The sequence below is a fragment of the Pseudomonas serboccidentalis genome (assembly GCF_028830055.1).
GTDB classification, from domain to species: Bacteria; Pseudomonadota; Gammaproteobacteria; order Pseudomonadales; family Pseudomonadaceae; genus Aquipseudomonas; species Aquipseudomonas serboccidentalis.
On record NZ_CP101655.1, the window covers coordinates 3,954,914 to 3,979,130 of the forward strand.

Annotated in this window: 23 protein-coding genes; 11 read left to right on the forward strand and 12 right to left on the reverse strand. The window is 55.5% G+C overall.

All coding sequences use genetic code 11. From position 1 onward, the window contains the following. Positions 1 to 86: 86 nt before the first annotated feature. The 6 genes from NN484_RS18060 to NN484_RS18085 all read left to right on the forward strand — a co-directional run bounded on the left by NN484_RS18060 (position 87) and on the right by NN484_RS18085 (position 5,189). Positions 87 to 806 carry a putative periplasmic lipoprotein gene (locus tag NN484_RS18060; RefSeq protein WP_274657595.1) on the forward strand — a complete coding sequence of 240 codons (720 nt, stop codon included), beginning with the start codon at positions 87 to 89 and terminating at the stop codon, positions 804 to 806. Continuing rightward, a complete protein-coding gene (locus tag NN484_RS18065; RefSeq protein ID WP_274657596.1) occupies positions 749 to 1,660 on the forward strand; it encodes a hypothetical protein in 912 nt (303 codons plus the stop codon). The genes NN484_RS18060 and NN484_RS18065 overlap by 58 nt, the downstream gene beginning before the upstream one ends. 323 nt (positions 1,661 to 1,983) lie before the next feature. After that, positions 1,984 to 2,970 (forward strand): hypothetical protein, encoded by a 987-nt coding sequence (locus NN484_RS18070; protein WP_274657597.1) that lies wholly within the window; start codon positions 1,984 to 1,986, stop codon positions 2,968 to 2,970. Between the two features lies 1 nt (position 2,971). Next, positions 2,972 to 3,484, forward strand: a complete 513-nt coding sequence (locus NN484_RS18075; protein ID WP_274657598.1) for a Panacea domain-containing protein — start codon at positions 2,972 to 2,974, stop codon at positions 3,482 to 3,484. A gap of 262 nt (positions 3,485 to 3,746) precedes the next feature. Continuing rightward, complete coding sequence (gene dusA, locus NN484_RS18080; RefSeq protein WP_274657599.1) at positions 3,747 to 4,742, forward strand: tRNA dihydrouridine(20/20a) synthase DusA; 996 nt, start codon at positions 3,747 to 3,749, stop codon at positions 4,740 to 4,742. Positions 4,743 to 4,817: 75 nt separating this feature from the next. Next, positions 4,818 to 5,189 carry a DUF2388 domain-containing protein gene (locus NN484_RS18085; protein WP_274657600.1) on the forward strand — a complete coding sequence of 124 codons (372 nt, stop codon included), beginning with the start codon at positions 4,818 to 4,820 and terminating at the stop codon, positions 5,187 to 5,189. On the opposite strand, the gene NN484_RS18090 is transcribed toward NN484_RS18085, so the two are convergent. Further along, complete coding sequence (locus NN484_RS18090; protein WP_127650326.1) at positions 5,190 to 6,020, reverse strand: undecaprenyl-diphosphate phosphatase; 831 nt, start codon at positions 6,018 to 6,020, stop codon at positions 5,190 to 5,192. It abuts the gene before it with no gap. Positions 6,021 to 6,527: 507 nt separating this feature from the next. On the opposite strand from NN484_RS18090, the gene NN484_RS18095 reads away from it, so the two are divergent. The 3 genes from NN484_RS18095 (at position 6,528) to NN484_RS18105 (ending at position 9,992) form a co-directional block, all read left to right on the forward strand. Beyond that, the gene (locus NN484_RS18095) at positions 6,528 to 7,268 is read left to right on the forward strand and encodes a winged helix-turn-helix domain-containing protein (RefSeq protein WP_127650324.1); all 741 of its coding nucleotides are present in this window, start codon (positions 6,528 to 6,530) and stop codon (positions 7,266 to 7,268) included. Between the two features lie 279 nt (positions 7,269 to 7,547). Further along, complete coding sequence (locus NN484_RS18100) at positions 7,548 to 8,207, forward strand: winged helix-turn-helix domain-containing protein (protein ID WP_274657601.1); 660 nt, start codon at positions 7,548 to 7,550, stop codon at positions 8,205 to 8,207. Positions 8,208 to 8,597: 390 nt separating this feature from the next. Further along, positions 8,598 to 9,992 (forward strand): undecaprenyl-phosphate glucose phosphotransferase, encoded by a 1,395-nt coding sequence (locus NN484_RS18105; protein ID WP_215502445.1) that lies wholly within the window; start codon positions 8,598 to 8,600, stop codon positions 9,990 to 9,992. A 414-nt stretch (positions 9,993 to 10,406) separates the two neighbouring features. On the opposite strand, the gene NN484_RS18110 is transcribed toward NN484_RS18105, so the two are convergent. From NN484_RS18110 to galE, 6 genes are all read right to left on the reverse strand, one after another. Then, a complete protein-coding gene (locus NN484_RS18110) occupies positions 10,407 to 12,485 on the reverse strand; it encodes a YjbH domain-containing protein (protein WP_274657602.1) in 2,079 nt (692 codons plus the stop codon). Then, complete coding sequence (locus NN484_RS18115) at positions 12,482 to 13,243, reverse strand: capsule biosynthesis GfcC family protein (RefSeq protein WP_425518790.1); 762 nt, start codon at positions 13,241 to 13,243, stop codon at positions 12,482 to 12,484. The genes NN484_RS18110 and NN484_RS18115 overlap by 4 nt, the downstream gene beginning before the upstream one ends. After that, the gene (locus tag NN484_RS18120; protein ID WP_274657603.1) at positions 13,240 to 13,905 is read right to left on the reverse strand and encodes a YjbF family lipoprotein; all 666 of its coding nucleotides are present in this window, start codon (positions 13,903 to 13,905) and stop codon (positions 13,240 to 13,242) included. Before NN484_RS18120 ends, NN484_RS18115 begins: the two co-directional genes overlap by 4 nt. A gap of 8 nt (positions 13,906 to 13,913) precedes the next feature. Beyond that, positions 13,914 to 15,029: a polysaccharide biosynthesis/export family protein gene (locus NN484_RS18125; protein ID WP_485064244.1), complete on the reverse strand. Its 1,116-nt coding sequence runs from the start codon at positions 15,027 to 15,029 to the stop codon at positions 13,914 to 13,916. An 89-nt stretch (positions 15,030 to 15,118) separates the two neighbouring features. Continuing rightward, positions 15,119 to 15,355 (reverse strand): hypothetical protein, encoded by a 237-nt coding sequence (locus tag NN484_RS18130; RefSeq protein WP_003226528.1) that lies wholly within the window; start codon positions 15,353 to 15,355, stop codon positions 15,119 to 15,121. Between the two features lie 231 nt (positions 15,356 to 15,586). Next, the gene (gene galE / locus NN484_RS18135) at positions 15,587 to 16,603 is read right to left on the reverse strand and encodes a UDP-glucose 4-epimerase GalE (protein WP_215502442.1); all 1,017 of its coding nucleotides are present in this window, start codon (positions 16,601 to 16,603) and stop codon (positions 15,587 to 15,589) included. Positions 16,604 to 16,993: 390 nt separating this feature from the next. On the opposite strand from galE, the gene galU reads away from it, so the two are divergent. After that, positions 16,994 to 17,827 carry a UTP--glucose-1-phosphate uridylyltransferase GalU gene (galU, locus tag NN484_RS18140; protein WP_127650310.1) on the forward strand — a complete coding sequence of 278 codons (834 nt, stop codon included), beginning with the start codon at positions 16,994 to 16,996 and terminating at the stop codon, positions 17,825 to 17,827. A 38-nt stretch (positions 17,828 to 17,865) separates the two neighbouring features. Continuing rightward, positions 17,866 to 18,270 (forward strand): phosphohexomutase domain-containing protein, encoded by a 405-nt coding sequence (locus tag NN484_RS18145; protein ID WP_274657605.1) that lies wholly within the window; start codon positions 17,866 to 17,868, stop codon positions 18,268 to 18,270. Between the two features lie 95 nt (positions 18,271 to 18,365). Here NN484_RS18145 and NN484_RS18150 read toward each other — a convergent pair whose 3' ends face one another. The 5 genes from NN484_RS18150 to NN484_RS18170 form a co-directional block, all read right to left on the reverse strand. Continuing rightward, on the reverse strand, positions 18,366 to 19,505 hold the full coding sequence (locus NN484_RS18150; RefSeq protein ID WP_274657606.1) for an SGNH/GDSL hydrolase family protein: 1,140 nt from the start codon (positions 19,503 to 19,505) through the stop codon (positions 18,366 to 18,368). A 223-nt stretch (positions 19,506 to 19,728) separates the two neighbouring features. Next, positions 19,729 to 20,769 (reverse strand): acyltransferase family protein, encoded by a 1,041-nt coding sequence (locus tag NN484_RS18155; RefSeq protein ID WP_274657607.1) that lies wholly within the window; start codon positions 20,767 to 20,769, stop codon positions 19,729 to 19,731. 12 nt (positions 20,770 to 20,781) lie between these two features. After that, a complete protein-coding gene (locus NN484_RS18160) occupies positions 20,782 to 21,885 on the reverse strand; it encodes a hypothetical protein (RefSeq protein WP_127650302.1) in 1,104 nt (367 codons plus the stop codon). Further along, on the reverse strand, positions 21,876 to 23,105 hold the full coding sequence (locus NN484_RS18165; RefSeq protein WP_274657608.1) for an MATE family efflux transporter: 1,230 nt from the start codon (positions 23,103 to 23,105) through the stop codon (positions 21,876 to 21,878). Before NN484_RS18165 ends, NN484_RS18160 begins: the two co-directional genes overlap by 10 nt. Further along, the gene (locus NN484_RS18170; RefSeq protein ID WP_215502437.1) at positions 23,102 to 24,214 is read right to left on the reverse strand and encodes a polysaccharide pyruvyl transferase family protein; all 1,113 of its coding nucleotides are present in this window, start codon (positions 24,212 to 24,214) and stop codon (positions 23,102 to 23,104) included. The genes NN484_RS18165 and NN484_RS18170 overlap by 4 nt, the downstream gene beginning before the upstream one ends. Positions 24,215 to 24,217: the final 3 nt, after the last annotated feature.

Consider the following 24,217-nt stretch of genomic DNA (forward strand, 5'->3'; position numbering starts at 1 on the left):
TTGCGTCATCCTTTTTTTCTTGAGCTATACTCAAACGTGAAAAACACATAACTGAGCCAAAATATAATTACTTCAAGGACCGATACATGAAAGAAAAAATAATCGCAATCTTTCTTGCATGTTTACTACTCGCTGCTTGTTCTGACCCAAAGCAGGCCAAACTTCCTGCCGACGTCAGTAAATGGTCAGAGGACAAAAGGCTAATGGAAGCTGTTGGTAAACTCGATGAAAGCGATAGAAAGCTGTTTGGCGGCTATGCTGCCCGGCAAGTGGTGGCCAGCACATTCGGCGGTAGCAAAGTTGTTGCAGATTCAACACTGGGTGATGCGCTGAAAACACAACAGGTCTGGATCGAAGCCAAAGCTGCCGAAGCGGAAAAACAAAAAGCCCTGGCTGAGCAAGTAAAACAGCAACAGCTTGTGGCACTGAAAGAAATGAACGGAACGCTTACAGCGTCTCTTCTCAAACTGAAATTGAATCCTGCCGACTATAAAAACAAGCAATACAGCGAATATTTTTCCATTGAAGTCGCACTTCACAACAATACGACTGAGGCCCTATCTGGCGTAAAGGGAACGGTTGTACTTAGTGATATGTTTGGCGATCCTATAAAAAGAATTGGCCTCACCAACGATATCCAGATCGACCCAGATCAAACGTATATCTATAGCGGGACAATGGATTACAACCAATTTCAGGCTGCCGATAAAAAGCTGGCTGCTTCCGATACTGAAAAAATGAAATTTGAATGGGTGCCAGACACTTACATTTTCACCAGTGGAAAAAAGCAAACCATGCCAAAGTGACACCAACAAAAAGGGGTGGGGGCAGATTAATTTGCAACTTAAAAATGCAGAATAAAATTAATCGCCCCCCATTTTTTGCCCCTTGTTCACGCCGACCAACATGGCTCAACAAATACAGGCCAGCAAAACCAATGTTAAACACTGGAATATTCATATTCGCCTTTTTTGCTTATTTTTTTATGACCTATCTTTTCAAGCTAGCGATTTACAAGTACTCAGAATTTAAAAAACCACCTCTCCCTGCCTGGAAAGAGGGTCAAGAATTAGCGCTAATCTTTAGTCCTGACTTGTGGTGGGCCTTCAGATTCAAAAACCGCATATACGACCCTGAGCCTGAAAAAATAAAAACACATTGCAAGAAATTCGTACAACGCAACAATGCATTCAACTTATACTTTAGCTTTTCCTTCGGCTTACTAACACTAATCATTGGCAGTTCTTTTCCCATATCGTATCTCGGACAGCTACTATTATGCCTTTCGATTATTCGATTTATCTCTAGAAGCTATGAAATTACTTATGCCTTTACAAAAGATGCCTTTCAAGATCCAGAAACAGCATCAGCTACAAACCTGAACAGTAAAGAACGAATCAAGCTTGCGATGAAAAGCTATATCGAGATCTATTTTTACTCAGCACCGGCATATCTAATTCTTACCAAAGGCTTCGATCCATGGGCCGCCATTAGCCTTTCACTCAACGTAGGGACTCTAACAAACGTGGGTCTTGCATTCTCTAACGTATGCAGTGGATTCGGAATAAACATTATATTTTTTCAAGTATTCACAACATTAAGCCTTATAATTTTCAGCTTGGCGATGTATTTGGCTCGCACTGAAAAAAATCAACATTAAACCCTCTTAACTTTATAATAACCATAAAATCAAGCCCCAAAAAGTGGCAGCTTTATTTTCAGCGTAAAAACATCAAATAAAAAACCAACATATGGTGACAGATTTATTTATCACTTAAAAAATAAATCTGTCCCCTTTTGATGCCTTTTGATGAAGCACATTCGATCAAAAAAATTGACGATTCATGTATAACACCGCAACCAAAAAATACACCTGTCAATTTTCTCACCAAACAATTTCATGTACACTTGATCGGAGACTTTATTTTTTGAAATCATTTTGATATCATTTGAAAAAATATGTATTCATATCGGACTTGATACATGTCATCAAATATCGAACAAAAAATCAGACAGAGCATTGTTAATGCAGAAATCGATCGTGAAGCCGACAAAAAAATCGAGAAATGGCTTGTTTACCTAAGCAGAATACTAAATAAATCAAAGTTTGAAATTGGAAACTATCTAGCAAGACTGATAGTAAAGCTTAGCAAATACAACCTTCCTCTAACTATACTTTGCTCTGTAGCATTCAGCTATATCGCTCTCAGCGAAGACGTCAGAGCGGCAACACGACGTATCGTACCCGCCCCCATTCGATTGTATTTTATTGAAAAATACAGTGTCACAGAAATAACTCTTGCTTTGGCAATAGCAACAATAGTTATTGCAGCCTGGCTACTTTGCTCCACATCGCTTAGCGACATCATATTAAAAAGACAAAACAAACGCCTTTCCAAAGAGCTTGACTTGCTCAAGCAAGTGCACAACAGCAAATCCATAGACTGCACAGATCTCTTTAGCAAATATCTTTACTCAATGTATAGAAAATATGGGTACGACATTACAGAGCGCATAAGTCTCTACATACTTGAACTTGACCACTTCCGATGTATCGGGAGATACTCCGACAACCAGAAGCAGACGGAACTGCCGAAAAAAATGTACCCCAAGGAGCTAGGATTAATAGGACAGGCTTGGGTGGAAGGTAAGTCATCCGCAGAAAACCTCCCTGATCCAAAAACAAACATGGACGACTGGATCGCGTCAAACAATGAACTTGGCGTCACGATTTCTGAGAACACCCTTCGCGCCCTTGGAATGAAAAGCAGATCTCTTCATTGCCTTAGAATAAAAAACAGCAAAAGCACATCTGTAGCTGTAATCGTATTTGAGTCGACCAAAACCAGTTTGCCAAACTCGATAGAAAAGGATTTTGGAAAAAATGAGTCTAGAACCATAGCAAATCTGCTGGACGCACTTAGGCCTCATATGGTTAGCCTTGAAATCGCAAATCGGGCAGGATTCTAAAATGACAAGCACTTTAATAAACATTATCAATTTTATACTTTCGGAGCAAACCGACCGCTCTGGAATATCCATTTCGAAACTTACAAAAATCATTTACCTAATCGATTGGCGATCGTCAATCACAATCGGACGACAGATTACGGATTTACAATGGCACTCCAACATCCATGGCCCCTACACAAAAACCATACTTGACGAGTCAAAGAAAGAAAAAAACATAATAATCACAACAACAACCAACGAACTAGGGAATAAAAAAACCTTTCTTACTTTAGAATACCCACGAAAACTTGAATTAAATCGTGACATTATTGACACTATAAACTTTGTACTTGACGCCACTAAAAACAAAATAAACCGCGACTTAAAAAAACTTGTAGACTCCACATACCCAATAGTCTCAAGCGAAAAATACAGTGAACTAGACCTTGCCCAGAAAGCTATGGAATACAAAAATTATTTAGTCAGCACACAAAAATACCGAAGCAACCTCAACAAACCAGAAGACAAATAATTATGCACTCACTTACACATCAATACTTTACAAACCGAAGGTCGCTTGGTGCATAGCCTTTAGATGATTGACTCTACTAGCCATGAACCTGCAGAACTGATTTGTGAAAATGTGAAAACGGGGACTAATTTACTTTCGCCCCTTTTCACACTGCATCCCGTTAACACACCAGTCAGACGCCCCCAAGCCCCACCTCCCCATTCCTGATAAACTCCCACCTCCCACCTCCCACCTCCCAGCCCCACCCATTCCAGAACCGCCAATGTCCCCAATCACCGCCACACCCGCCCCACTCTCCCGCCGCTTCTCCGTCGCCCCGATGATGGATTGGACTGACCGCCATTGCCGTTTCTTCCTACGCCTCCTGTCGAAGAACGCCCTGCTCTACACCGAAATGGTCACCACCGGCGCGCTCCTCAACGGCGATCACGAACGCTTCCTCCGTCACAACGAAGCCGAGCACCCGCTCGCGTTGCAGTTGGGCGGTAGCGTTCCATTGGACTTGGCAGCCTGCGCCCGCATGGCCCAGGACCACGGTTACGACGAGGTAAACCTAAACGTGGGCTGCCCGAGTGATCGGGTGCAGAACAATATGATCGGTGCGTGCCTGATGGGGCATCCGCAGTTGGTGGCGGATTGTGTGAAGGCGATGCGTGATGCGGTGTCGATTCCGGTGACGGTGAAGCATCGGATCGGGATCAATGGGCGGGACAGTTACGCCGAGTTGTGTGATTTCGTCGGTACGGTGCGGGATGCCGGGTGTACCAGTTTTACCGTGCATGCGCGGATTGCGATTCTGGAGGGGTTGTCGCCGAAGGAGAATCGCGACATTCCGCCGTTGCGTTATGACGTGGCGGCGCAGTTAAAGGCGGATTTTCCGGAGCTGGAGATTGTGCTGAACGGTGGGATCAAGACGATGGAGGCCTGCCATGAGCATTTGCAGACCTTTGACGGTGTGATGCTGGGACGTGAGGCTTATCACAATCCGTATTTGCTGGCGGAGGTGGATCAGCAGTTGTTCGGCAGCAGCGCGCCGGTGATCAGCCGGGCCGAGGCGCTGGCGCAGTTGCGGCCTTATATTGCCGAGCATTTGCAGGCCGGCGGCGCGATGCATCACATCACGCGGCATGTGTTGGGGCTGGGCACCGGGTTCCCGGGGGCGCGTAAATTCCGCCAGTTGTTGTCGGTGGATATTCACAAGGCCAAGGATCCGCTGGCGCTGCTGGATCAGGCGGCCGAGTTGCTTGCAGGCCGTTGATTGATGGTTTGAATGTGCGGGCAACGAATGAGCGTTGCCCGGAGTTTTGTTGTACTGACAGGATGTCTTTTGTTTATGCCCGCGTTTAATTTCACTGGTTTCAAACGCTACACCCTTCTTTCCTTGGTCTGCGTCACGTCCAATGTTTACGCGCACTGCGACGGTCTCTGCATCGGACGTACCGATACGCCGTGGGAGGCCACTCAGTTGTCCGGCTTTACCTTGGCGTCCTTATTGCTCGCGCCGTTTTCTGCCAGCCAGGAAACCACTGAGAGCCACAAACGCGTTTACTCCGCCGAAGAGCTGGAGGATGCGCGTCTCTACCTCGCCAGCGATGGCATGCTGCAAGCCGCGTATTTCACCTCGGCCTTGCAGCGCTACCGTCAGAACTCGCCCGACTCGGCGTTGAGCGACCTCGCCGTTGCGACGTTGATCAGCAGCCAGTGATCACGCCGCCGCTGCCGTCCAGTTCACCCAGCCAAACACCCATGTCGCCAGAATCAACAAGCCAAACGCGATCCGGTACCAGGCGAACGCGGCGTAGCTGTGGTTGGCGATGAATTTGAGCAGGCCGCGCACGGCGATCATGGCGAAGATGAAGGCGATGACGAAACCGAGAGCGAACACCGGCAGATCACCGGCCTGGAACAGGTCGCGGTACTTGTAGCCGGAGTACACCGCGGCGCCGACCATGGTCGGCATGGCGAGGAAGAACGAGAACTCTGTGGCGGCTTTCCGGGACAAGCCGAACAATAAACCGCCGATGATGGTCGAGCCGGAGCGCGACGTGCCGGGGATCATCGCCAGGCATTGCACCAAGCCGATCTTCAACGCGTCTGACCAGCGCATGTCGTCGACATGCTCGACGCTCACCACGTGGCGGCGCTGTTCGGCCCACAACATGACGATGCCGCCCACCACCAACGCCATGGCCACGGTGATCGGGTTAAACAGGTATTGATGGATTTTGTCAGCAAACAGCACGCCGAGGACCACCGCCGGCAGGAAGGCGATCAGCAGGTTGAGGGTGAAACGTTGCGCATTGCGTTGGGTGGGCAGGCCTTTGACGATGTCGAAGATCTTCGGGCGAAACTCCCAGACCACGGCCAGAATCGCCCCTAGCTGAATAATGATGTTGAACGCCATGGCGCGTTCGCCGCCGAAGTCCAGCAGGTCGGCGACGATGATCTGGTGGCCGGTACTGGAGATCGGCAAGAACTCGGTCAGGCCTTCCACTGCGCCTAAAATCAACACCTGGATAAAGGTCCAGAAATCCATTAATCCTCCGTCAGAGCGCTCTTGATGAGCGACCGGTCAACTGCATTCAGGAATTGAGTATCTGAAGTTAAACAATCGGTATAACGCGACACCCATTGCCTGATCAGGCGACGGAGAATATGTCTTATCAAAAGACACACTCAAGCCATGTTAATAAACGTCCGCGTACGAACTACTCGGAAAATATTTAGGTATTTAGTAGAAAAAAGTTCGATCCGGCAATAAAGTGTGATCGAGCTCACACTCTCCTACCACAGCAGACAGTGGCAATTAGACATGAACAAAGCCGTGGCCATAGATTCAAAATAGTGGCACAATTTCATATTGCCACCATGTAACGACTAGTTCACAGCCCCGAGAAAATCAACTAAAAGCTTGAAAAGCTTAATTATTGTTAGAAAACTCGGGAGCCACGTCTAAAAATCGCGTGAATGTTACCAATTGTCAGTCACAGATGAGAACCGGTGCTTTAACATCCCGATGTCAGCACCTAATTCGAGTCAATGCATGATGCTCTCAGGGAACTTGGCGACTAGAAGTCCTCGCCCGACAAACGACGATCCCGGTGTACTCACTCTGGGCCGTACCCGTGGCGTGGCCGAACATTTTAGAGCGCTGGTCGCAAAGCACGTACGCACTGATATGGCACTTGAGGCCAGTTCGTACCCTAGTTCATATAAGCACAATGAACTTTCTGGCTCATATCGAGCCATCTTCATCGTTATCGACAGTCCGCAAGCCTTGGAAGACAATCTTGCACTGATCGAGAACCTGCGCACCGACAACTTGAAGCCGATCATTTGCGCGGTCATCACCGGCCGCGGCGCCTTCAACAAGATCAAGTACTTTCTGGCCGGTGCCGATTTTTGTATCAAACTCAATACTCTATCCGACGAGGGCGCGGAGTTGCTCGGTGAGTTCTTCAACAGCGAAGAATGGCAGCGGGATATCAATCTCACGCTCGACCCGACGCGCATCTGCCTGCTGGGCACCAGCAAGAAACTCGACATCTCGTTTGCCGAGATGAAGATCCTGGAAGCCTTTGCGCAGACCAGCAATCACATTCTCAGCCATGATGAAATCGCCAGCATCATGGGGCTCAATACCAATTTCTACGACCCGAGAGCGCTGGAAAAATCGATCAGCCGCTTGCGAGGAAAAATCAAGGACATGTATGGTACCAATGCGATTCAGAGTATCCGCGGTCATGGATATCGCCTGATGCGAGGTCTGATATCGACTGCCTGAATCTCGGGCAGCCATTCTCTTTGCATACTTACGAAGGATCGTCCTATGCAACCATACGGCTCCAGTTGTATTACACACCTAATTATAATCAAGCAATTGAATGAGCACGGCCACACCAAACCATAACAATAAACATCACAACATAGCAGCAGAACGAGTGGAACTTATCGAGGGCCATTTTGGGCCCAGACCCTGCCTGTCGATTACTTCCGAGGAAGTCATTGCTCGCCTGCCGATTTATCTTTTTGCCCATTTTGGTGCACATTTTAGGAGAGAGACATGGAAACGAGTACAACCCTCCCAAGAAAATATTTTGTCGTCGTGACCCACAGTACAACGTCGCAGCGTGAACTTGAGAGCATTCTGTCCAGCGAGCGCTTCAATTCGTTTGGCACGTCTCAGGCACAAATGTTTATTGAAGGTGCTACTTCACCCTCTTTCGCCCCCATGCTGATGGAGTTCTCTTACCCAAGCGGCACCCGGAAAAACGTCGGCCGCACGATTGAACACGACACCCAGCGCATACTGACCAACCTCGAATCGGAATGGCTGGCCGCGCAATCGGCATATCCGTTTTACAAAATCCCGACGATGAACGTAGACACCGGCAACCAGACCTCAGCCAATGAAGGCGATGCAACCTGCAGCGAGACCTGGCACCTGGACAACGATCAAGGCGCACTGGTCAAGGAAGGCGTCGAAATCAGTCTTACCGGGCTTGAAACCGCGCTGGTCAGGAAGATGCTCAATCACGAAGAACGCGTGGTCAGTCGAGATGACCTGATCCTCAGCATCGGCCGCGAGCCGGAGCAGTATCGTGGCCTTGAGATGTGCCTGAGTCGCCTGCAGGACAAGTTCAAAAGCGCCAGTAATGGTGAGCGTCTGTTTCGCGCCGTAAGAAACCGCGGTTATTGCCTCATCCAGGAAATCGTTGCGTAAATACCGCCGATCTCTGCGGACAAAACAAACAGAAAACAGTGCGATTACAAAAACAACAAGAGCACTCTGTTTGACTTCACCTCCCTGGTAAAATAAAACTCCCTGCCTCCACCCCTCCTACAGTAACAAACACAACATCATTTATTCACCCCCTCCTCCACGACCTTTTCTAACAGCCTTGTATTTGATTATTTAAAAGTTGGCATTGTGCCACCTTGTTAGAACTCGTCAGACACCCTCTCCGGCAATAACTTAGTCTATTGATTGACGACAGTTCGACCTATCGACGTTGTTACCTCAGGACACTCGTCCAATAACAACAACAAGCCTACTTAGCAACTCGGACTTCAACTGTCGAAACCTGAATGGACGTATTTCTGGGGATATCTCATGGAACTTTCTCTACGGATCAATCGAAATAACGGCCTCAAGGGACTTACCTTCTGGGGCCAATGGGCGCTGGCGCAGAGTTTCATTGTTGCGCTGTTGTTCATACTCGCTGAACGGCATACCGGAACCGTCGAGTTCTATTACCGCATGTGCGCGACACTCGCGGTGCTGGCCTCGGTTCCGGCGTACACGTTCAGCGGTGTGTATCGCAAACAGGACAATTACCTGACGGGCCTGGGGCGTCTGTTCATGGGCTGGTCCATGACCATGGTCGCGCTGGCCTGCATCGCGTTCGTCTGCAAGGCCGACGAGGTGTTCTCCCGTGAAGTGACGCTGAGCTGGGCGGTTTACGGCTTCCTGGGTCAGGCGTTGCTGTACGCGCCGCTGCATGCCTTTTCCAAGTACTACCAGCGTTCCCGCACCAGCGCGCAGAAGACGCTGATCGTCGGTACGGGTGAGCTGGCACTGGGTCTGGCGAAGAAGATCAGCCAGGTGGAAAACCTGCCGCTGGTAGGTTTGGTCAGCAATGGAACAACGGCGGATCTGGATTCGGATGCACCGCGCGTGGTCGGCGATCAGGAAGATCTGCTGCAACTGATCAAAGACCATGACATCCGCCGCTTGTACATCACCCTGCCGCTGGCGGAAGCCGCGAAAATCGAAGCGATGTACGTCGATTTGCTCGGTGCTAACGTTGATGTGGTGTGGGTGCCGGACTTGAACAGTCTGACCCTGCTCAATCACTCGGTGAAGGTGGTGGACGGTCTGCCGGCGATCTGCCTCAATGAAAGCCCGCTGACCAGCCGCCCTACCGCTGCGCTGAGCAAAAGTCTGGTGGAAAAAGGCGTGGCACTGCTGGCGATCATTCTACTGAGCCCGCTACTGCTGCTGATTGCGCTGGCGGTGAAGATCAACTCGCCCGGCCCGGTGTTCTTCAAGCAGGATCGCCACGGCTGGAACGGCAAGGTGATTCAGGTCTGGAAGTTCCGCTCGATGCGCGTGCACGATGACCGCGAAGTGATCCAGGCCAGCCGCCATGACTCGCGCATTACCGCAGTCGGGCGCTTCATCCGCCGCACCTCGCTGGACGAACTGCCGCAGTTGTTCAACGTGCTGCAGGGGCAAATGGCCCTGGTCGGCCCACGCCCACACGCGGTGGCGCACAACAACTACTACTCGGGGAAAATCCTCGCCTACATGGCCCGCCACCGAATCAAACCGGGCATCACCGGGCTGGCGCAAATCAGCGGCTGCCGTGGCGAGACCGACACCATCGACAAGATGCAGCGTCGCGTCGAGATGGACCTGCATTACATCAACAACTGGTCGTTGTGGCTGGATCTGAAGATCCTGGTGAAAACGCCGTTTACGTTGTTGTCGAAGGATATTTATTGATGGGTGAGTGGTAGATCAGGCTATGCCACAAGGGGACGAAAGTCCCCTTTTTTGTGGGCGGGATTTGGGGAGGCCAGCGGATTGATGTTGGATGGGCCGACGCTATCGCGAGCAGGCTCACTCCTACAGGGGATATGTGGATGGATCGAGGTTGGTGGTTTGCCGCTGAGCCATTGTAGGAGTGAGCCTGCTCGCGAAAGCGGTGGGTCAGGCGCCATGGATGTTGGATGGGCCGACGCCTTCGCGAGCAGGCTCACTCCTACAGGGGATTTCGGTATGGTTTGGGGTTGGTGGTTCGCCGCAGGACCAATTGTAGGAGTGAGCCTGCTCGCGAAAGCGGTAGGTCAGGCGCCAGGGATATTGGCTGGACCGACGCCTTCGCGAGCAGGTTCACTCCTGCATGAACCGAGGGGTTTACTCGGTAATCTTCGAGAAGTTGCGGTAGAACATGTCGCCCTCGCGGCTGTCGGTCATCGAGTGCAGCTGGAAGCTGCGATTGAGCCTCGCGCCGCCATCACGGGTCAGTGGGGCCCAGACGAGGTTGGCGCGACGCATGGTCGACATGCTCATCATTTCGTCAAACGGGATCGACAGGTAGAGACCCTTGTCGAAACTACCCTCCCCGTACTCCGCGCTGCCGGCGGTGGTGATCGTCGCCCAGGCGCCGAAGCGCACGCCGTTGAAGAACTCGCGGGAGATGTCGAGTGTGCCGCCCCAGTCGCCTGCCAGGTATCGACCGACGCTGACCGCGGCCAACGTGTCGTATGGCAGGTCGGTATAACCGGTGACGTGGCCGGTCCAGACCGAGTAATCGCGCAGGCCGAAACCCTGGTCGAATTCACGCTGGCGCACGTAGTTCAGATCCGCCCCCACCGACCAGCGCTCACCGGTCGGACGGAACAGCACCTCGCCGCCGACACCGGCAAACATCGACTCCAGATACCCGCCATAGACCATGCCATACAGGTCTTTGTCCAACTGCTCGGCGTGACTGACCTGGAACAACGGCATGGTCACTTCCGAGGTGGTCAGGTACTGACGCAAATCGGTGCGCACACGTGGCAGGCCGCTCGGCGCATCGTAGGTGAACCTGTCGAAGTTGTTCACCAGGTTGGCACTGAGCAGGCCGTTCCACCAGGTGTTGCGATTGAAGCGGTATTCGGCGTCCGCATCGGCACTGAACTGATAGAGCAAACCATCAGGGCCGCCAACGTTTTGCTTGAAGCCCAGGCCGACGCCATAGTTGAAATGCTGCGGCGCTTCGGTGTAGAGGGTTTTCTCGTTGTGCGGCATCGCCGGATTGATCTCGGTGGTGCGGTGCAACGACTCCAGCGGCTCCTCGTTGTTGATCACTTCGCGGAAGGTCTGGCGTGGCACGCTGGTCTCCTCCAGCGGCAGGTCGTAACGCTTGTTGACCACGGTGAACCAGTTGATGTCGTCGTTCACACTGTTGTCGAGAATCCGGCTCGCGCGGCCAACGGCCTTGGACGAATGAAAGTAACGCTGCTGCTCGCCGTACACGATCAGTTCGGAATCGCGCTGGCTGATGCGCTCGACCTTGTACCCGGCATTTTGCTGCAGGCGTTGCGAGACATCGGCCCAGTTGACCTGATCCATCGGCGTACCCGGCGCCTTCGCCGGCAGCGGCTCAGGCGTTGGGTCGTAGGTCTTGGCCGGCGCCTTGCGGCTGACGAAATTGGTGTGGAACGTGATGCCGAACATCGCCGTGTTGCCACGCTCCCACGCCGCGCTGACGTCGACCGAATCGGTGACCTTGAACACCGCGCCGAGGTTGATCGGCGAGTCCTGCTCGATCACGTTGTCCTTCGGTTCGTGCTTGTAGTCGTTGCCTTCGTATTCGAGTTTCAGGCTGAGCCGATCCCACGGCGTCTGATAGCTCACGCCACCGAAGAACGACGGCTTGCCGCGAAAGTACGAGCCAGAGTTGACGTCACCGGTACCCTCAAGGGCCGGCCGGGTATCAAAGCGATCACTGACGTAGCCCAACGGGTTGTCGATGTCGCCGCGATTGCCCAGATAACCCCAGGCAATGCCGGCGCTGAAATCGAAATTGTCGTAGCGTTTGTTGGCGACAAAAAATTCACTGGAGAACAAGCCGGTACCGCCGATGTCTCGGAAGCCCAGCGCGACTTCCGGCGCCCAGTGGCTTTCCTGCCAGAGCCGGACTTTGGCGTCGACCGCCTTGTCCTTATAGCTCTGGCTGCCGCTCAGCGCCTCGGAGCCGTAAGGCCGGTTAGTGATGGCGGTGTAGCGGAACGAACCTTCGAGCCAGTCCAGCGGCTGCAGCGACACGCTGTAGCGGCTGTAAGGCTCGGTGCGGTTGGCGTTGACGCTCAGCTCGCCAGCCGGGGCCATGCGCGCCGTCGGCGTCTGCAACAGGCCGGTGCCACCGAAATCATTTTGAGTAATGCGCGGCTCGGCATGCACCAGGCCGCACGGCAATAACAACACAGCTGCAAAACGTAACTTCAACGAACCACCTCAGCCAGCTGCGTGGCAATCAATTCGGCCAACTGCTGATTCAGTTCAGGAAGAGGCGGATCAAGATCATCGTTTTTCACCGGCACCAGAATCTTGCTGCCGGCCACGGGAAAGTGCCCGCTCTCGCGATTCCAGTGCGCAGTACCCACGCGCCGGACCGCACCATTGGGCTGAATCAGCCACAGGTAATCGGCCTCGGCATCGTCCAGCGGCGCACAGATGTCCAGGTACTCGCGCGCCTCCAGCAATGGCTGATATGGCACGTGGCAGGTGTCGGCCACCGCGCCCAGCACTTGCACCTCGTCGACCCGCGTCGGATAGATCAGGCGATCGCCATCGTCGAGACGAATGTTGCGCGCAAAACCGACTTCCACCGCGACCGGGTCCAGATCCGCGACCTGGCGCCCGGTAACCGGCATCTGCTGCACCTGCTCGGCCAGACGCAATGCCAGCGCCGCACGGTCGGGGCGGTCGAACAACGAAGCCATCCGGTGCAGCACATCCAGATCGAACAACACCCCGGCCTTGAGCCGCGCCTGTTCCTCCAGCAACGACTGGCGCAGCAACACGCCGGCCAGCCAGTAACCTTCGGCATTCGGTTGCGCCACGCTGATCACATCGAGCAAGCGCCCGCCCGGCGGCAACTCGACCGGCCCCGGGTTGGCGACATCGCCGCTGACGGTGACCGCTGCCTGACTGACGCCGCTGATCAACAGCAGACACGCCGAGAACATCCGCAAGCGCTTCACGGCAGATGCCTGTGATCAGGGGTCAGTTGCACGATGCGCACACGCAGTTGCGAGGTCAGTTGTTGCTCGCTCTGCACGATGAAACCGTCCACCGGGTCGACCCAATAATGGTTGGTCGCCCGCAGGCCGATGGCCGGGACGTCGATCTGCTCGTCGACACGCAGCACGGTGTATTCCTTGTCGAGAATGTCCAGGGTTTGCGTGGACCGGCGCACGAAGCGGCTGTTGACGATCAAGCCGACTTCCTGGCCCTTGTAGAGGTCGATCCAGCGTCGGCTGGTGAAACCATCCGCGACACGGTGCAGGCCTTGTTTGAACGGCGCGTTGTCGGACAGCCGCGTGCCGTCCAGATCGCCCTCCACGCCCAGGCCAATCGTGCGCACGGCGAGGCCATCGCGCAGCAGCAACACCTGCTTGCCGGAGGCGACCCAGAACTGCAGGTCTTCACGCTCGCGCACCAGCGCCAGCACCCCGGAGCCGGACGGCGTGGTCAGTTTGATTTGCGGGTACTTGACCTCGGCCACCTCGGCCGCGCTCACGTCCAGTTCATCCGGGCCGAGCACCGCCGATTTGAGGTTGCGCACCGAGGCGGTCATCAGCGGGTTACAGCCACACAACATCAAGGCCGCCATCAGGCAGACGCCAACTTTCAAGGTTTTCACAGTCGGCCTTATTTGCTGTTGTTACTGAATTCGCTCCAGTTCTTCGCAGCGGAAGCACCGGTCCCGACAATCGATGCCGACGGCACCAGTTGGCTGATGAAGCGGTTCCAGCGCGTCACGTTGGCCGGGCCGACATAGACCACATCCTGCGGGCGTACCTCGAAATGCGAAGCGAGCGCCATGGCGGTCGGCGACTGGGCTTCCAGTTGATAGATCTTCGCTGGCTCGACATCGAGGTTTTCCACCCCGCGAATGACGTACACCGCATTGCCGCTGGAGGTGGTCTGGCTCAGGCCACCGACCGAACCGAGCACATCGGACAGGTTCATGGTCGCGGTCTTGAAGCTCAGCGCACGGGGCTGATTGACTTCCCCCATGACGTAGATGCGCTTGTTGTCGTTGTACGGCAGGTACAGCTGGTCGCCCCCCTTGAGGTAGACATACTGCAGCTCGGAATCCTGCTGGTTGAGCGAATCCAGATTGAGCGGATACACCCGGCCATTGCGGGTCAGCAGCAGGCCGGACAAATCGGCATTGTTGGTGTCGATACCGGCCGATCCGAGGGCTTCGACCACGCTCAGCGGGTTGGTGGAAATCGGCTGTGGACCGGCCTTGGCCACGGCCCCCGAGACCACCACTTTCTGACTGGCGAAACGCAGCACCGCGACATCCACCTGCGGCTCGGCGATGAACGCCGACAGACGCGTTTCGATGTCCGCCCGCAGTTGCTGGATGGTTTTGCCGGCGGCCTGCACTTCCTTGATGAACGGGTAGTACAGCGTGCCATCGGAGCGCACCAGACGACCGTTGGCGTCGATCTGCTGTTGTGCCCCCGATGGCGCGGTCAGCTCCGGGTGATCCCAGACTGTGATGTACAGCACGTCGTTGCTGCCGATGCGGTATTCGGCTGGCGTTGCCAACAGTTCCGCCGGCACCGACTGACGCTTTTGCGTGGCGCGCGTCGTCGAGATCAGCTTGGGCGTGATCGGGATCAGCTCGACCCGACTGCTTTCACTGGCGCCCTGGCGCGTGATGTCACTGGTGCTCAGGTATTGGCCCGGGGAAAACATGCAACCTTGCAAAGCGATACTTGCCAACAGCAAAAGAGAAAAACTACGAGTCATAATGGCACTACGCTATTCAAGGCAAATCTAAAAATAAAGTCACCCGACTTGCGTCGGGCGACCCTGTACAGCACTAACAAATGTTCCTGTTAGTTGTGCGTGCCGGTGGTGCCGGTGGTACCGGTGGTGCCAGTGGTACCGCCGTTGGCACTTCCGCCGCTGTTGGACGCTGCGACTGCACTGGCGACCATTGCCGTACTGGCTGCGGGCGCTGTAGAAGCCGCGACACTGCCAGATACATTGGTCACCGCAGTAAGCGGCGCTTCAGCGGCGGACGCCCAGTTGCTCAACATCGTCAACAGGGCAATCGCCATCACTTTTTTCATATCAACTCCTTTCTAACATTCGGCCTGTTAAAAACCGGCCTGTGTTAGAGGTGGTAGCGTTCAAGTCCGCGAAAAGTGCGAACAAGATCCGTTGTTCTTTCACAGTCTTACCCAACTGATAAAAGTCGAACGGCAGGTTTATATCTACGGACTTGCAAAAGGCATTTCCAGCGTATTTTCCCGACGTTATCTAACACCTGACCGAAACTAACATTCAGTATTAGAACGACATCATTCGAGATAACCGCGCGGATGGTTCGATTGCCAGCGCCAGGTATCGGTGACCATGTCCTGCAAATTGCGCGTGGCTTTCCAGCCGAGTTCCTTTGCCGCTTTCGAGGCATCGGCCCAGCTCTCGGCAATATCACCACTGCGACGCGGCATCATCCGATACGGCACCGGCTGTCCACAGGCCTGCTCGAAGGCGTGGAGCACTTGCAGCACGCTGTAGCCATCGCCGGTGCCGAGGTTCCAGGTATGAATGCCGGTGCGCTCCGAGATGGACTGCAACGCCTTCAAGTGCCCGTCCGCCAGATCGACCACGTGGATGTAATCGCGCACGCCGGTGCCATCGACCGTTGGGTAATCGTTGCCGAAAATCGACAACTCTTGCAGGCTGCCGACCGCCACCTGACTGATGTAAGGCACCAGGTTATTGGGGATGCCGTTGGGGTCTTCGCCCATGTGCCCGCTGTGGTGGGCGCCGATCGGGTTGAAGTAGCGCAGCAAGGCGATGCTCCAGCGCGGCTCGGCCTGACTCAGGTCACGCAGCACGTTCTCGACGATCAGCTTGGACTGGCCGTAAGGGTTGGTCGGATTGCCGGTGGGGAAATCCTCGCGAATCGGCATTTGCTCAGGCTCGCCATAGACCGTGGCCGACGAGCTGAACACCAGACGGAACACCCCCGCCGCCGCCATCGCCTGACACAGATTAATGCTGCCGCTGACGTTGGTCTCGTAGTATTCGAGCGGCTTGCGCACGCTCTCGCCAACGGCCTTGAGCCCGGCAAAATGCAGAACGGCATCGATGTTGTGCTCGCGGAAAATCCGGTCGAGCAGTGCCCGGTCACAGACATCGCCGCGGATCATCCAGGCACTCTTGCCACAGATGCCTTCAACGGCATGCAACGCTGCTTCGCTGCTGTTGCAAAGATTATCCAGTACAACAACTTCATAACCTGCTTCAAGCAGCGCAAGTGTGGTGTGCGAGCCGATATAGCCAGCGCCACCCGTTACCAGAATCTTCATAGCGCGGTCCGTCATTGGATAAGTGACAAGTAGCGTGTCAAGTCCCTTTTATTCATTCTGTGGCGCACCACACAAAGAAGGGCGACAACAGCCTCAAACAAAATTAGTTCAACCACTGGCAATAAATATTTTTGCGGGTCAAACTGTATTGCCTGGTACTTATTAGCACTCCAAGTACACTCATCACTATCAACAGATACCGACTAAAAATAACTAATAACACTGTTACCGACATCTCATAACATTGTCATGTTTTACCCCGCCTGCTAATTGCCACTCACCGCCTGAGTCAGGTATTAAAGCAGTCGTTCAATAATGATTGAAACTTGCACGTCCTTTATGAGGGCGCGCACCCGTTGCCTGTGTTCCATGACTGTTCAGGATACTTTTATGATTCGTAAATGTTTGTTTCCCGCCGCCGGTTACGGCACGCGTTTCTTGCCGGCCACCAAAGCCATGCCGAAAGAAATGCTGCCGATCGTCAACAAGCCGTTGATCGAATACGCCGTCGAGGAAGCACGGGACGCCGGCCTGCAACACATGGCCATCGTCACCGGTCGGGGCAAGCGTGCGCTGGAAGACCACTTCGACATCAGCTACGAACTCGAACACCAGATCCGCGGCACCGAGAAAGAGAAGTTCCTCGCCGGCACCCGCGAACTGATCGACACCTGCACCTTCTCCTACACCCGTCAGGTGGAAATGAAGGGCCTGGGCCACGCGATTCTCAGCGGCCGTCCGCTGATCGGCGACGAACCTTTCGCCGTGGTGCTGGCCGATGACCTGTGCCTGAACCTTGAGGGGGACGGCGTACTGACGCAGATGATCCAGCTGTACAAGAAATTCCGCTGCTCGATCGTCGCCATCCAGGAAGTCCCGGCCGACCAGACTCACAAGTACGGGGTGATCGCCGGCGAGCTGATTTCCGATGGCATCTACCGGGTCAACCACATGGTGGAAAAACCGGCGCCGCAGGACGCTCCGTCGAACCTGGCGATCATCGGCCGCTACATCCTCACCCCGGACATCTTCGACCTGATCGCCGACACCCAACCGGGCAAGGGCGGCGAAATCCAGATCACCGACGCGCTGATGAAACAGGCGCAGAACGGCTGCGTGCTGGCCTATAAGTTCAAGGGCATGCGCTTTGACTGCGGCGACGCCGAGGGTTACTTGCAGGCGACCAATTTCTGCTACGACAACGTGTACCTCAAGGGCCGCTGAGACGGTTCCCCGCCCACTTCTCTACTCAGGAGACCAGCATGAACATGGCACAACATTCAGCGGACATAGAACGGGAGGTGGGCAACCTCGGGGTGGTGAGCTGGCTGTCACGCCATCAGCCGTTGCCCAGCGCCAACGAGTCGTGGCTGGGCAGCATTCTGCTGGTGGAGCGCATCGGCATGTTTCCCTCGTCCGGCGACATCCGCCGGACGCTGGCGGATCCCTATCCCCTGCTCGCCCACCTGAAACTACGCTACGCCGAGCAGGCGCTGGAAATGGACGACCGTGACGGCCTGAAAGTGATTTTCAGCGACTGGCGATTCCGTGTGCGTCTGTGCTGCAACGAGCCGGCGATCATCATCAATGTGGAGACTCGTTGCGCTACGCAGTTGATGCCGCAGAAGCTCGCAGAGCTGCTGAGCCAGATCGAGCAATTCGAATAAACACACTCCCTGTAGGAGCTGCGGTACGCTGCGATCTTTTGATCTTGATCTTGATCTTGAAAACAAAATCAAAAGATCGCAGCGTACCGCAGCTCCTACAGGGGTTTTGTCGTGTCGCAACTGTCCGCATTGATGCCACTGACGATCCAGCGATAGAAATAATCGGCAATCACCTTGCCGCCCGTGGCCGGCTTTGGATGAATCTTGTCCGGGCCGATCATCGCGGCGGCATAACGTTTGACGTCAGGGCCAAACGCGCATTGCAGGTTGGCGTAACCCAGGTGTTGCGCCTGGGCCCACGGCTGTAGCACCTGGGCATACGCCGACATCGGATAAGCACTGGAACGTGTAGTGTCCTGGCGCATGATCAGGTTGATGCTCGCCGCCGGTTGAATCTCGCGGATCATCGCCACCAGGCCCTGAACGTTGTGCAGATACTGTTCGGGTTTGACGCCGAAGCCCTGGTCGTTGCCGCCGAGCATGATCAGGTAAATATCGGCGGGAATCTTCGACACGGCGGCTTTCCACTGCACCTGCCATTGCGGATCCTGGTGATAGAAGTCTGCAGATGCCGCGCCCGATGCCGCCAGTTTCGATACCCGCACGCCGTTTTGATCGTTGCTCATCCACAGGCCAAACAACGTCGGCGCGCCCTTCACGACCTCCAGTTTGAATGACCAGTCTGCCGCTGCAGAGAGACCTGCAAGCGGCACTTCCTGAACGCCTTCCCCCTTGAGCGTCAACGGTTTCCAGTCTTGCGCGGGTGTCCAGCGGTAGCGAATCTCTGCGGACTCGCCGTTGCCCAGGTAGAGCAATTTCGCCTGGGTGACGGCGGTGTCGATGGTCGGTGTCGGATTGGCGTCGATCTGCAGCCAGGCGCCGGGCTTGCCGGTCACCGTGCGGCTGTCGGGGCTGGCCTGACCGAGGCCGGACACCTGCCAGTCGCCAGCGAAATACTTTTTGCTGCTGCGGGTGTATTTGAAATGCGTGCCGCCCAGCGCCGCACCATGGTTGAAGCCGACATAACCTGGGCCGGCAAAACCGACCTCCCCGGCCACGCGCTGCACCAGTTTGTTCAGGTAGAAATCCTGCCCGGCGCTGTAGCTGTCACCGATCACCGAGACCGACAACACCTTGCCGGCCTTGCCTTCGCGCCACTGCGCAAAACGCTCGCGGGCATCGCCCACCTCAACCACCGTCGCCGCAACGGGTTGAGCGTCATTCACTGCCAACATGCTTTATTTCCTTCAGTCTGGAATGGCCCCTTCGCGAGCAAGCCCGCTTCCACACTGGATCGGTGCCGTACACCAATTCCCTGTAGGAGCTGTCGAGTGAAACGAGGCTGCGATCTTTTGATCTTTAACATCAAAATCAAAAGATCGCAGCGTGCCGCAGCGCCTACAGGTGATTGGTATCCACCACTGAACCCTGTAGGAGCGAGCCTGCTCGCGAAGCTTTTCAACTATTGGCTGGCACCGGAGCAATGCTCGCCGCCAGTTTCTTCTTCGCCGCACGCTCGCCCAGGAACAGCACCGAAGTGACATTGAAGCGACTGAAAATCATCGACAGCACCACCGGCCCCAGCAAGCCAAAGGTCAAGCCCCCCAGCACCAGCAGGCTCTCGTCCTTCACCCCGAGACGCCCCAGGACAAACCGCGAAGTCGCCGCGAACAGCACATGAAACAAAAAGATCGCGTAAGAGTAGCCACCCAGCCAGGTCAGCCACTTCGAACGCATGTCACTCGACAGCAAGGCGATGCAGGACACACACCCCACGGTCAACCCGATCAGGCTGCGACGATCGACAATCAACTCGCGATCAATCGCTGCCACGTACAGCAGCGTCAGTGAAATCAACACAAACACCAGCGGCCCGATTACCTTGAACCGCTGCTTCAACGCCTCGACATTTTCCTGCCCGATCATCCCCGCCACGAAAAACGGCAGCAGATAAATCGCGCCATTGATGCCGAACGCATCGAACTTGAACGGCGGCAGCAGAAACACCCCAGCGGCGAACGCGAACAGCCAATACAAGCGCGTCATCGAACGCAACATCCCGCGCCATTCCAGCAGGCCGACGAACATGAAAATGATGAACACCGCCTGTAAGAACCAGAAGTGGTTGATCGGCACCCAGAACGACAACAACGCATCGATCACCCCGACGTCCTTGTTCACCCCCGGCCCCACCGCCTGCAACACCGAGAACGGCACGCCGACGCAAAACAGCGGCACGATCAGCCGCCGCACCTTGCCGCTGAAGAACGCGGAAAAGTCATTGCCGCGAATTTTGTAGATGGAATAGATGTAGCCGGAAATAAAGGTGAACAGCGGCATGCGCACGTACACCATGGAGTCGGCGATCACCCGGAACGGCGAGCCGATATCGATTTTCAGCCCCCCGCCCAACGGGCCGATGACGTGATAGAGCACCAGCAGCAGGCACGCCAGGCCGCGCAGGGTTTCGATCTCCAAGGACTTTTTCTTGCTCGACATACAGCACCCGCCTCAATTCAGAACTCTTGATTCAACCCGCACCGGTTTGTTCGCGCGCAACATCAGACCCAGGCCGACAAACAGCACCGGCACCACCATGGAAAAGTGCCGGGCGAAGGAGCCGAAGTCCGGTTCGAACAACCCTTGAACCAGCAGAAACGCCAGCGGAATCGCGATCAGTTCCTTGGGTTTGGTCTCGATCGGCGCGCCTTTGTAATCCGTGGAGGTGATGACTTTGAACAGCAGCAGCGCGGTCATGATCATCAGCGCGACGAAGATCACCTGCCCCGGCCCCGACAACAGAATCAGCTCCACCGGGAACGACAGCCGGAAGAAGATGATCATCGAGTCCAGCGCCTGCGAGACGAAATCACTGCCACTGAGCCACGACACGATCAGCGATTTCGAGCCCTCCTCGCCCGCCGTGCGCAACTCGTTGTTGCTCGCGCGGATCGACGACACCGGAAACCCCAGCGCCAGCTGAATCGCCGTGGCCACCGCCAGGTAAAACAGGAACAGCATCAGGAAGAAGGTGAAGCGCGACACGTACTTTTTCATCACGCAGACGCCGACCCAGGACAGCGAAAACAGAATCCAGTAAGGCCGGATCAGCACGCCGTAGATCACTGCCGAGAGGAAAAACCCGCCACGGTATTTGCGCGTCAACGCGCTGAACAAAATACTCAGCACCGCCACCGACACGATGATTTCCTTGGTCAGGTTTTCCAGAAAAAACGAACGCACCACACCCCACAGACACAGGGTGCCGAAGATCGCCAGCGGCATGCGCCGGAACACCACCACCGGAATCGCCGTGAGGAAGAAATTGCAGAACATCCCGTAGGCCCAGGCGTTGGTCAGGTTGATCCCGGTGGGCCGTAGCAGGAACGCCGAACACTCGTAGGAGGAGCGGTCCGGCGAGAACGGGTTCCAGAAATTGCAGTTGTCCGCCCGGGCGTAGGACGACCACAACGTCATCGCATCCGGCCCCGGATCACGCGGGATCAGCAGCGGCATCGCCACCGACAGAAACAGCCCGGTGAACAGAATCAGGAACGACAGCGAGGAATCGAGTTTGCGCCCGCGAAACTCGATGCACGGCAACTTCAACCCCATGCCAGTGCCCCTTTTGCACGGGTCGCCCGGGTCAACAGAGCAATCACGCCAAGCTGCACGACGATCGCGAAGACATTGCCCCACGCCGCGCCATAAATCGAATAGTGCTTGATCAGCAGGTAGCTGACCGGCACCGACACCAGCAGACAGATCGCCGCGCTGGCGAATGACACTCGACTGTTTTTCGAGGCGATCAAACCGCCCCAGACGATGTCGCCGATGGCCCGCAGGGCAAAGGAAAAGATCAGCACGCCGAGGATCGCGTTATCCGGACGCGGCACGCTGGTGGCGACGTAATCGAGCACCACGTTGAAGAACAGATAAATCAGCACGGCCACCGCCGCCGATACCACCAGCGAGCGCATCACCCATTGGTTGACGAACAACTGCCGGACCGTGAACGCCTGTTGATCAGCCTGAAAGCGCTTGGCGAGTACCGGAATGCCGACCACCGCCACCACGGCATAGGACAACGCCTGCAGGGTGTTCGCCGCCGACCACGCATACACGTATTTACCGAGGCTGGCGTAGGGTTCGAGATCGGCGATCAGAAAGCGCTCGGCGTACTGACTCAACGCGATCAGCCCCGTGCCGAAATAGAACGGCAGCCCGGCTTTCCATACGGTCGCTGTCGCCAGCGTCTCGCTGACGCGGCCCTTGTGCACGCTCACCACGATCAGGTAACCGGCGACGATCACCAAGACGTTGGCCGCGACCCACAGCCACAGCACACTGGCGATGCCGGACACCCGGTCGAGCATCATCCCGCCCACTGCCAGCAACGCCCACAACCCGGTCTTGATGAAAAACAGCAGCGCGCCCGCCGTGGCTTTCTGCGCGGAAAACACGAACGAGTTGATTTCGAACGACAGGTGTTCGGTCAGCAGCACCAGCGTCACGCATAGGATCAGCGCCGTGGTCGCCTCGACCTGCTGGAACAGTGAATAAATCCCCACCGTGACCAACGACAAAACCAGCCCGACCGCCAGGTACAGCAGCAGGACTTTGTCGACCACTCGCCGCGAGCTGCCGCCGACACTGATCAGCCGATTGATCTCGGAACTGAAACCGACGCTGTAGAACTTCGAGGCGATCAGCGAAGCCGCGACCACCACCCCGTAAAACCCCAGCGCTTCGTAGCCCAGGTAATGGGTGATGGCGAGCACCAGCAGAAACTTCGCGCCTAAAGCTCCGCCGCGCAGCAGCAGGCGAAATATCATCGAACGATCCCTTTGATGATCTCGTCCATGGCCACGGTTTTTGCCTCAATCTCGCGGCAGGTGTCGGTCAGGCGTTTGCCGAAATTCGACAGCGCGTTCGGCGCGTAAACGGTGTTGATGATGGTGTCGACATTGATGTCGCCGCCATTGATCACCCAGTCTTCCACGCCCATGTCCTGATAAGCGCCGAAGCCCTTGCGCTCATAGCTGATGTGGTACGCCGGGACCCCGGACAGCAGCGATTCGATGGCGCCGTGCAGGCGCACCGAGATCACCAGGTCCGGCTGATATTTGGCAATCGTGGCTTTCAACGACAGCAAGTCTTCAGTAATGCCCAGTTCGCGATAGAACGCACCGTCATCGTTGCCGCGAACGGCGCTCTGCACGGCGCACACCACTTTGCTTTTGTTCTTCAGGCGCTGCAGCAGCAACTTCAGGTTGGCGACGTAGGCGACCTTCTTGTCCTTGCTCCACTCCGGCGGCTTGCGCAACACCACGCACACAGTGGCCGGCGATGCGGCGCAGCGGGTGAACTTGGGTTGCTGGAGGATCTTGCCGGCCAACGACTGCACCGCCAGATCCGGCGCGCGGTAGACGTTTTCGCAGGCATCGAACATCGCCGAGGAGCGGTTATCGCGCACGAACACCGCGTCGGCGCTGGCGTAGTGCTCGACGATCTTGCGGCTCTCACCATGGAACGGGCCGATGCTTTGCGGCAGGTACACCGACGGCACCTTGCTGAGAATCGCCGTTTCCAGTTGCTTGGCGTGGCCGAGCTTCAGCTTGATGTGTTCGAAGGCACTTTTGGAGCGCATGTAGCCGCCACCCACACCGACGATCAGATCAGTCTTCTGCAACAGATCCGCCAGGCCGGCATACGACTGGTTGAGGAACACCGCCTGCTTGACCCGACCCAGGCCCTTGGCCGCCATCACTGGCGCGTCGAAACGCGGGTGCGGCAAGTAGGCGAAAGATTGCGGGTCGGACGCCACGACGTTGATCGAAGTGTCCTCGCCAAAGTTGCGCTGCACCAGCGCGATGGCCAGATCGACGAGCAGGCCGTCACCGGAGTTGGACGCACTGTAGCCATGCAAAATCGTTACGTTCATAAG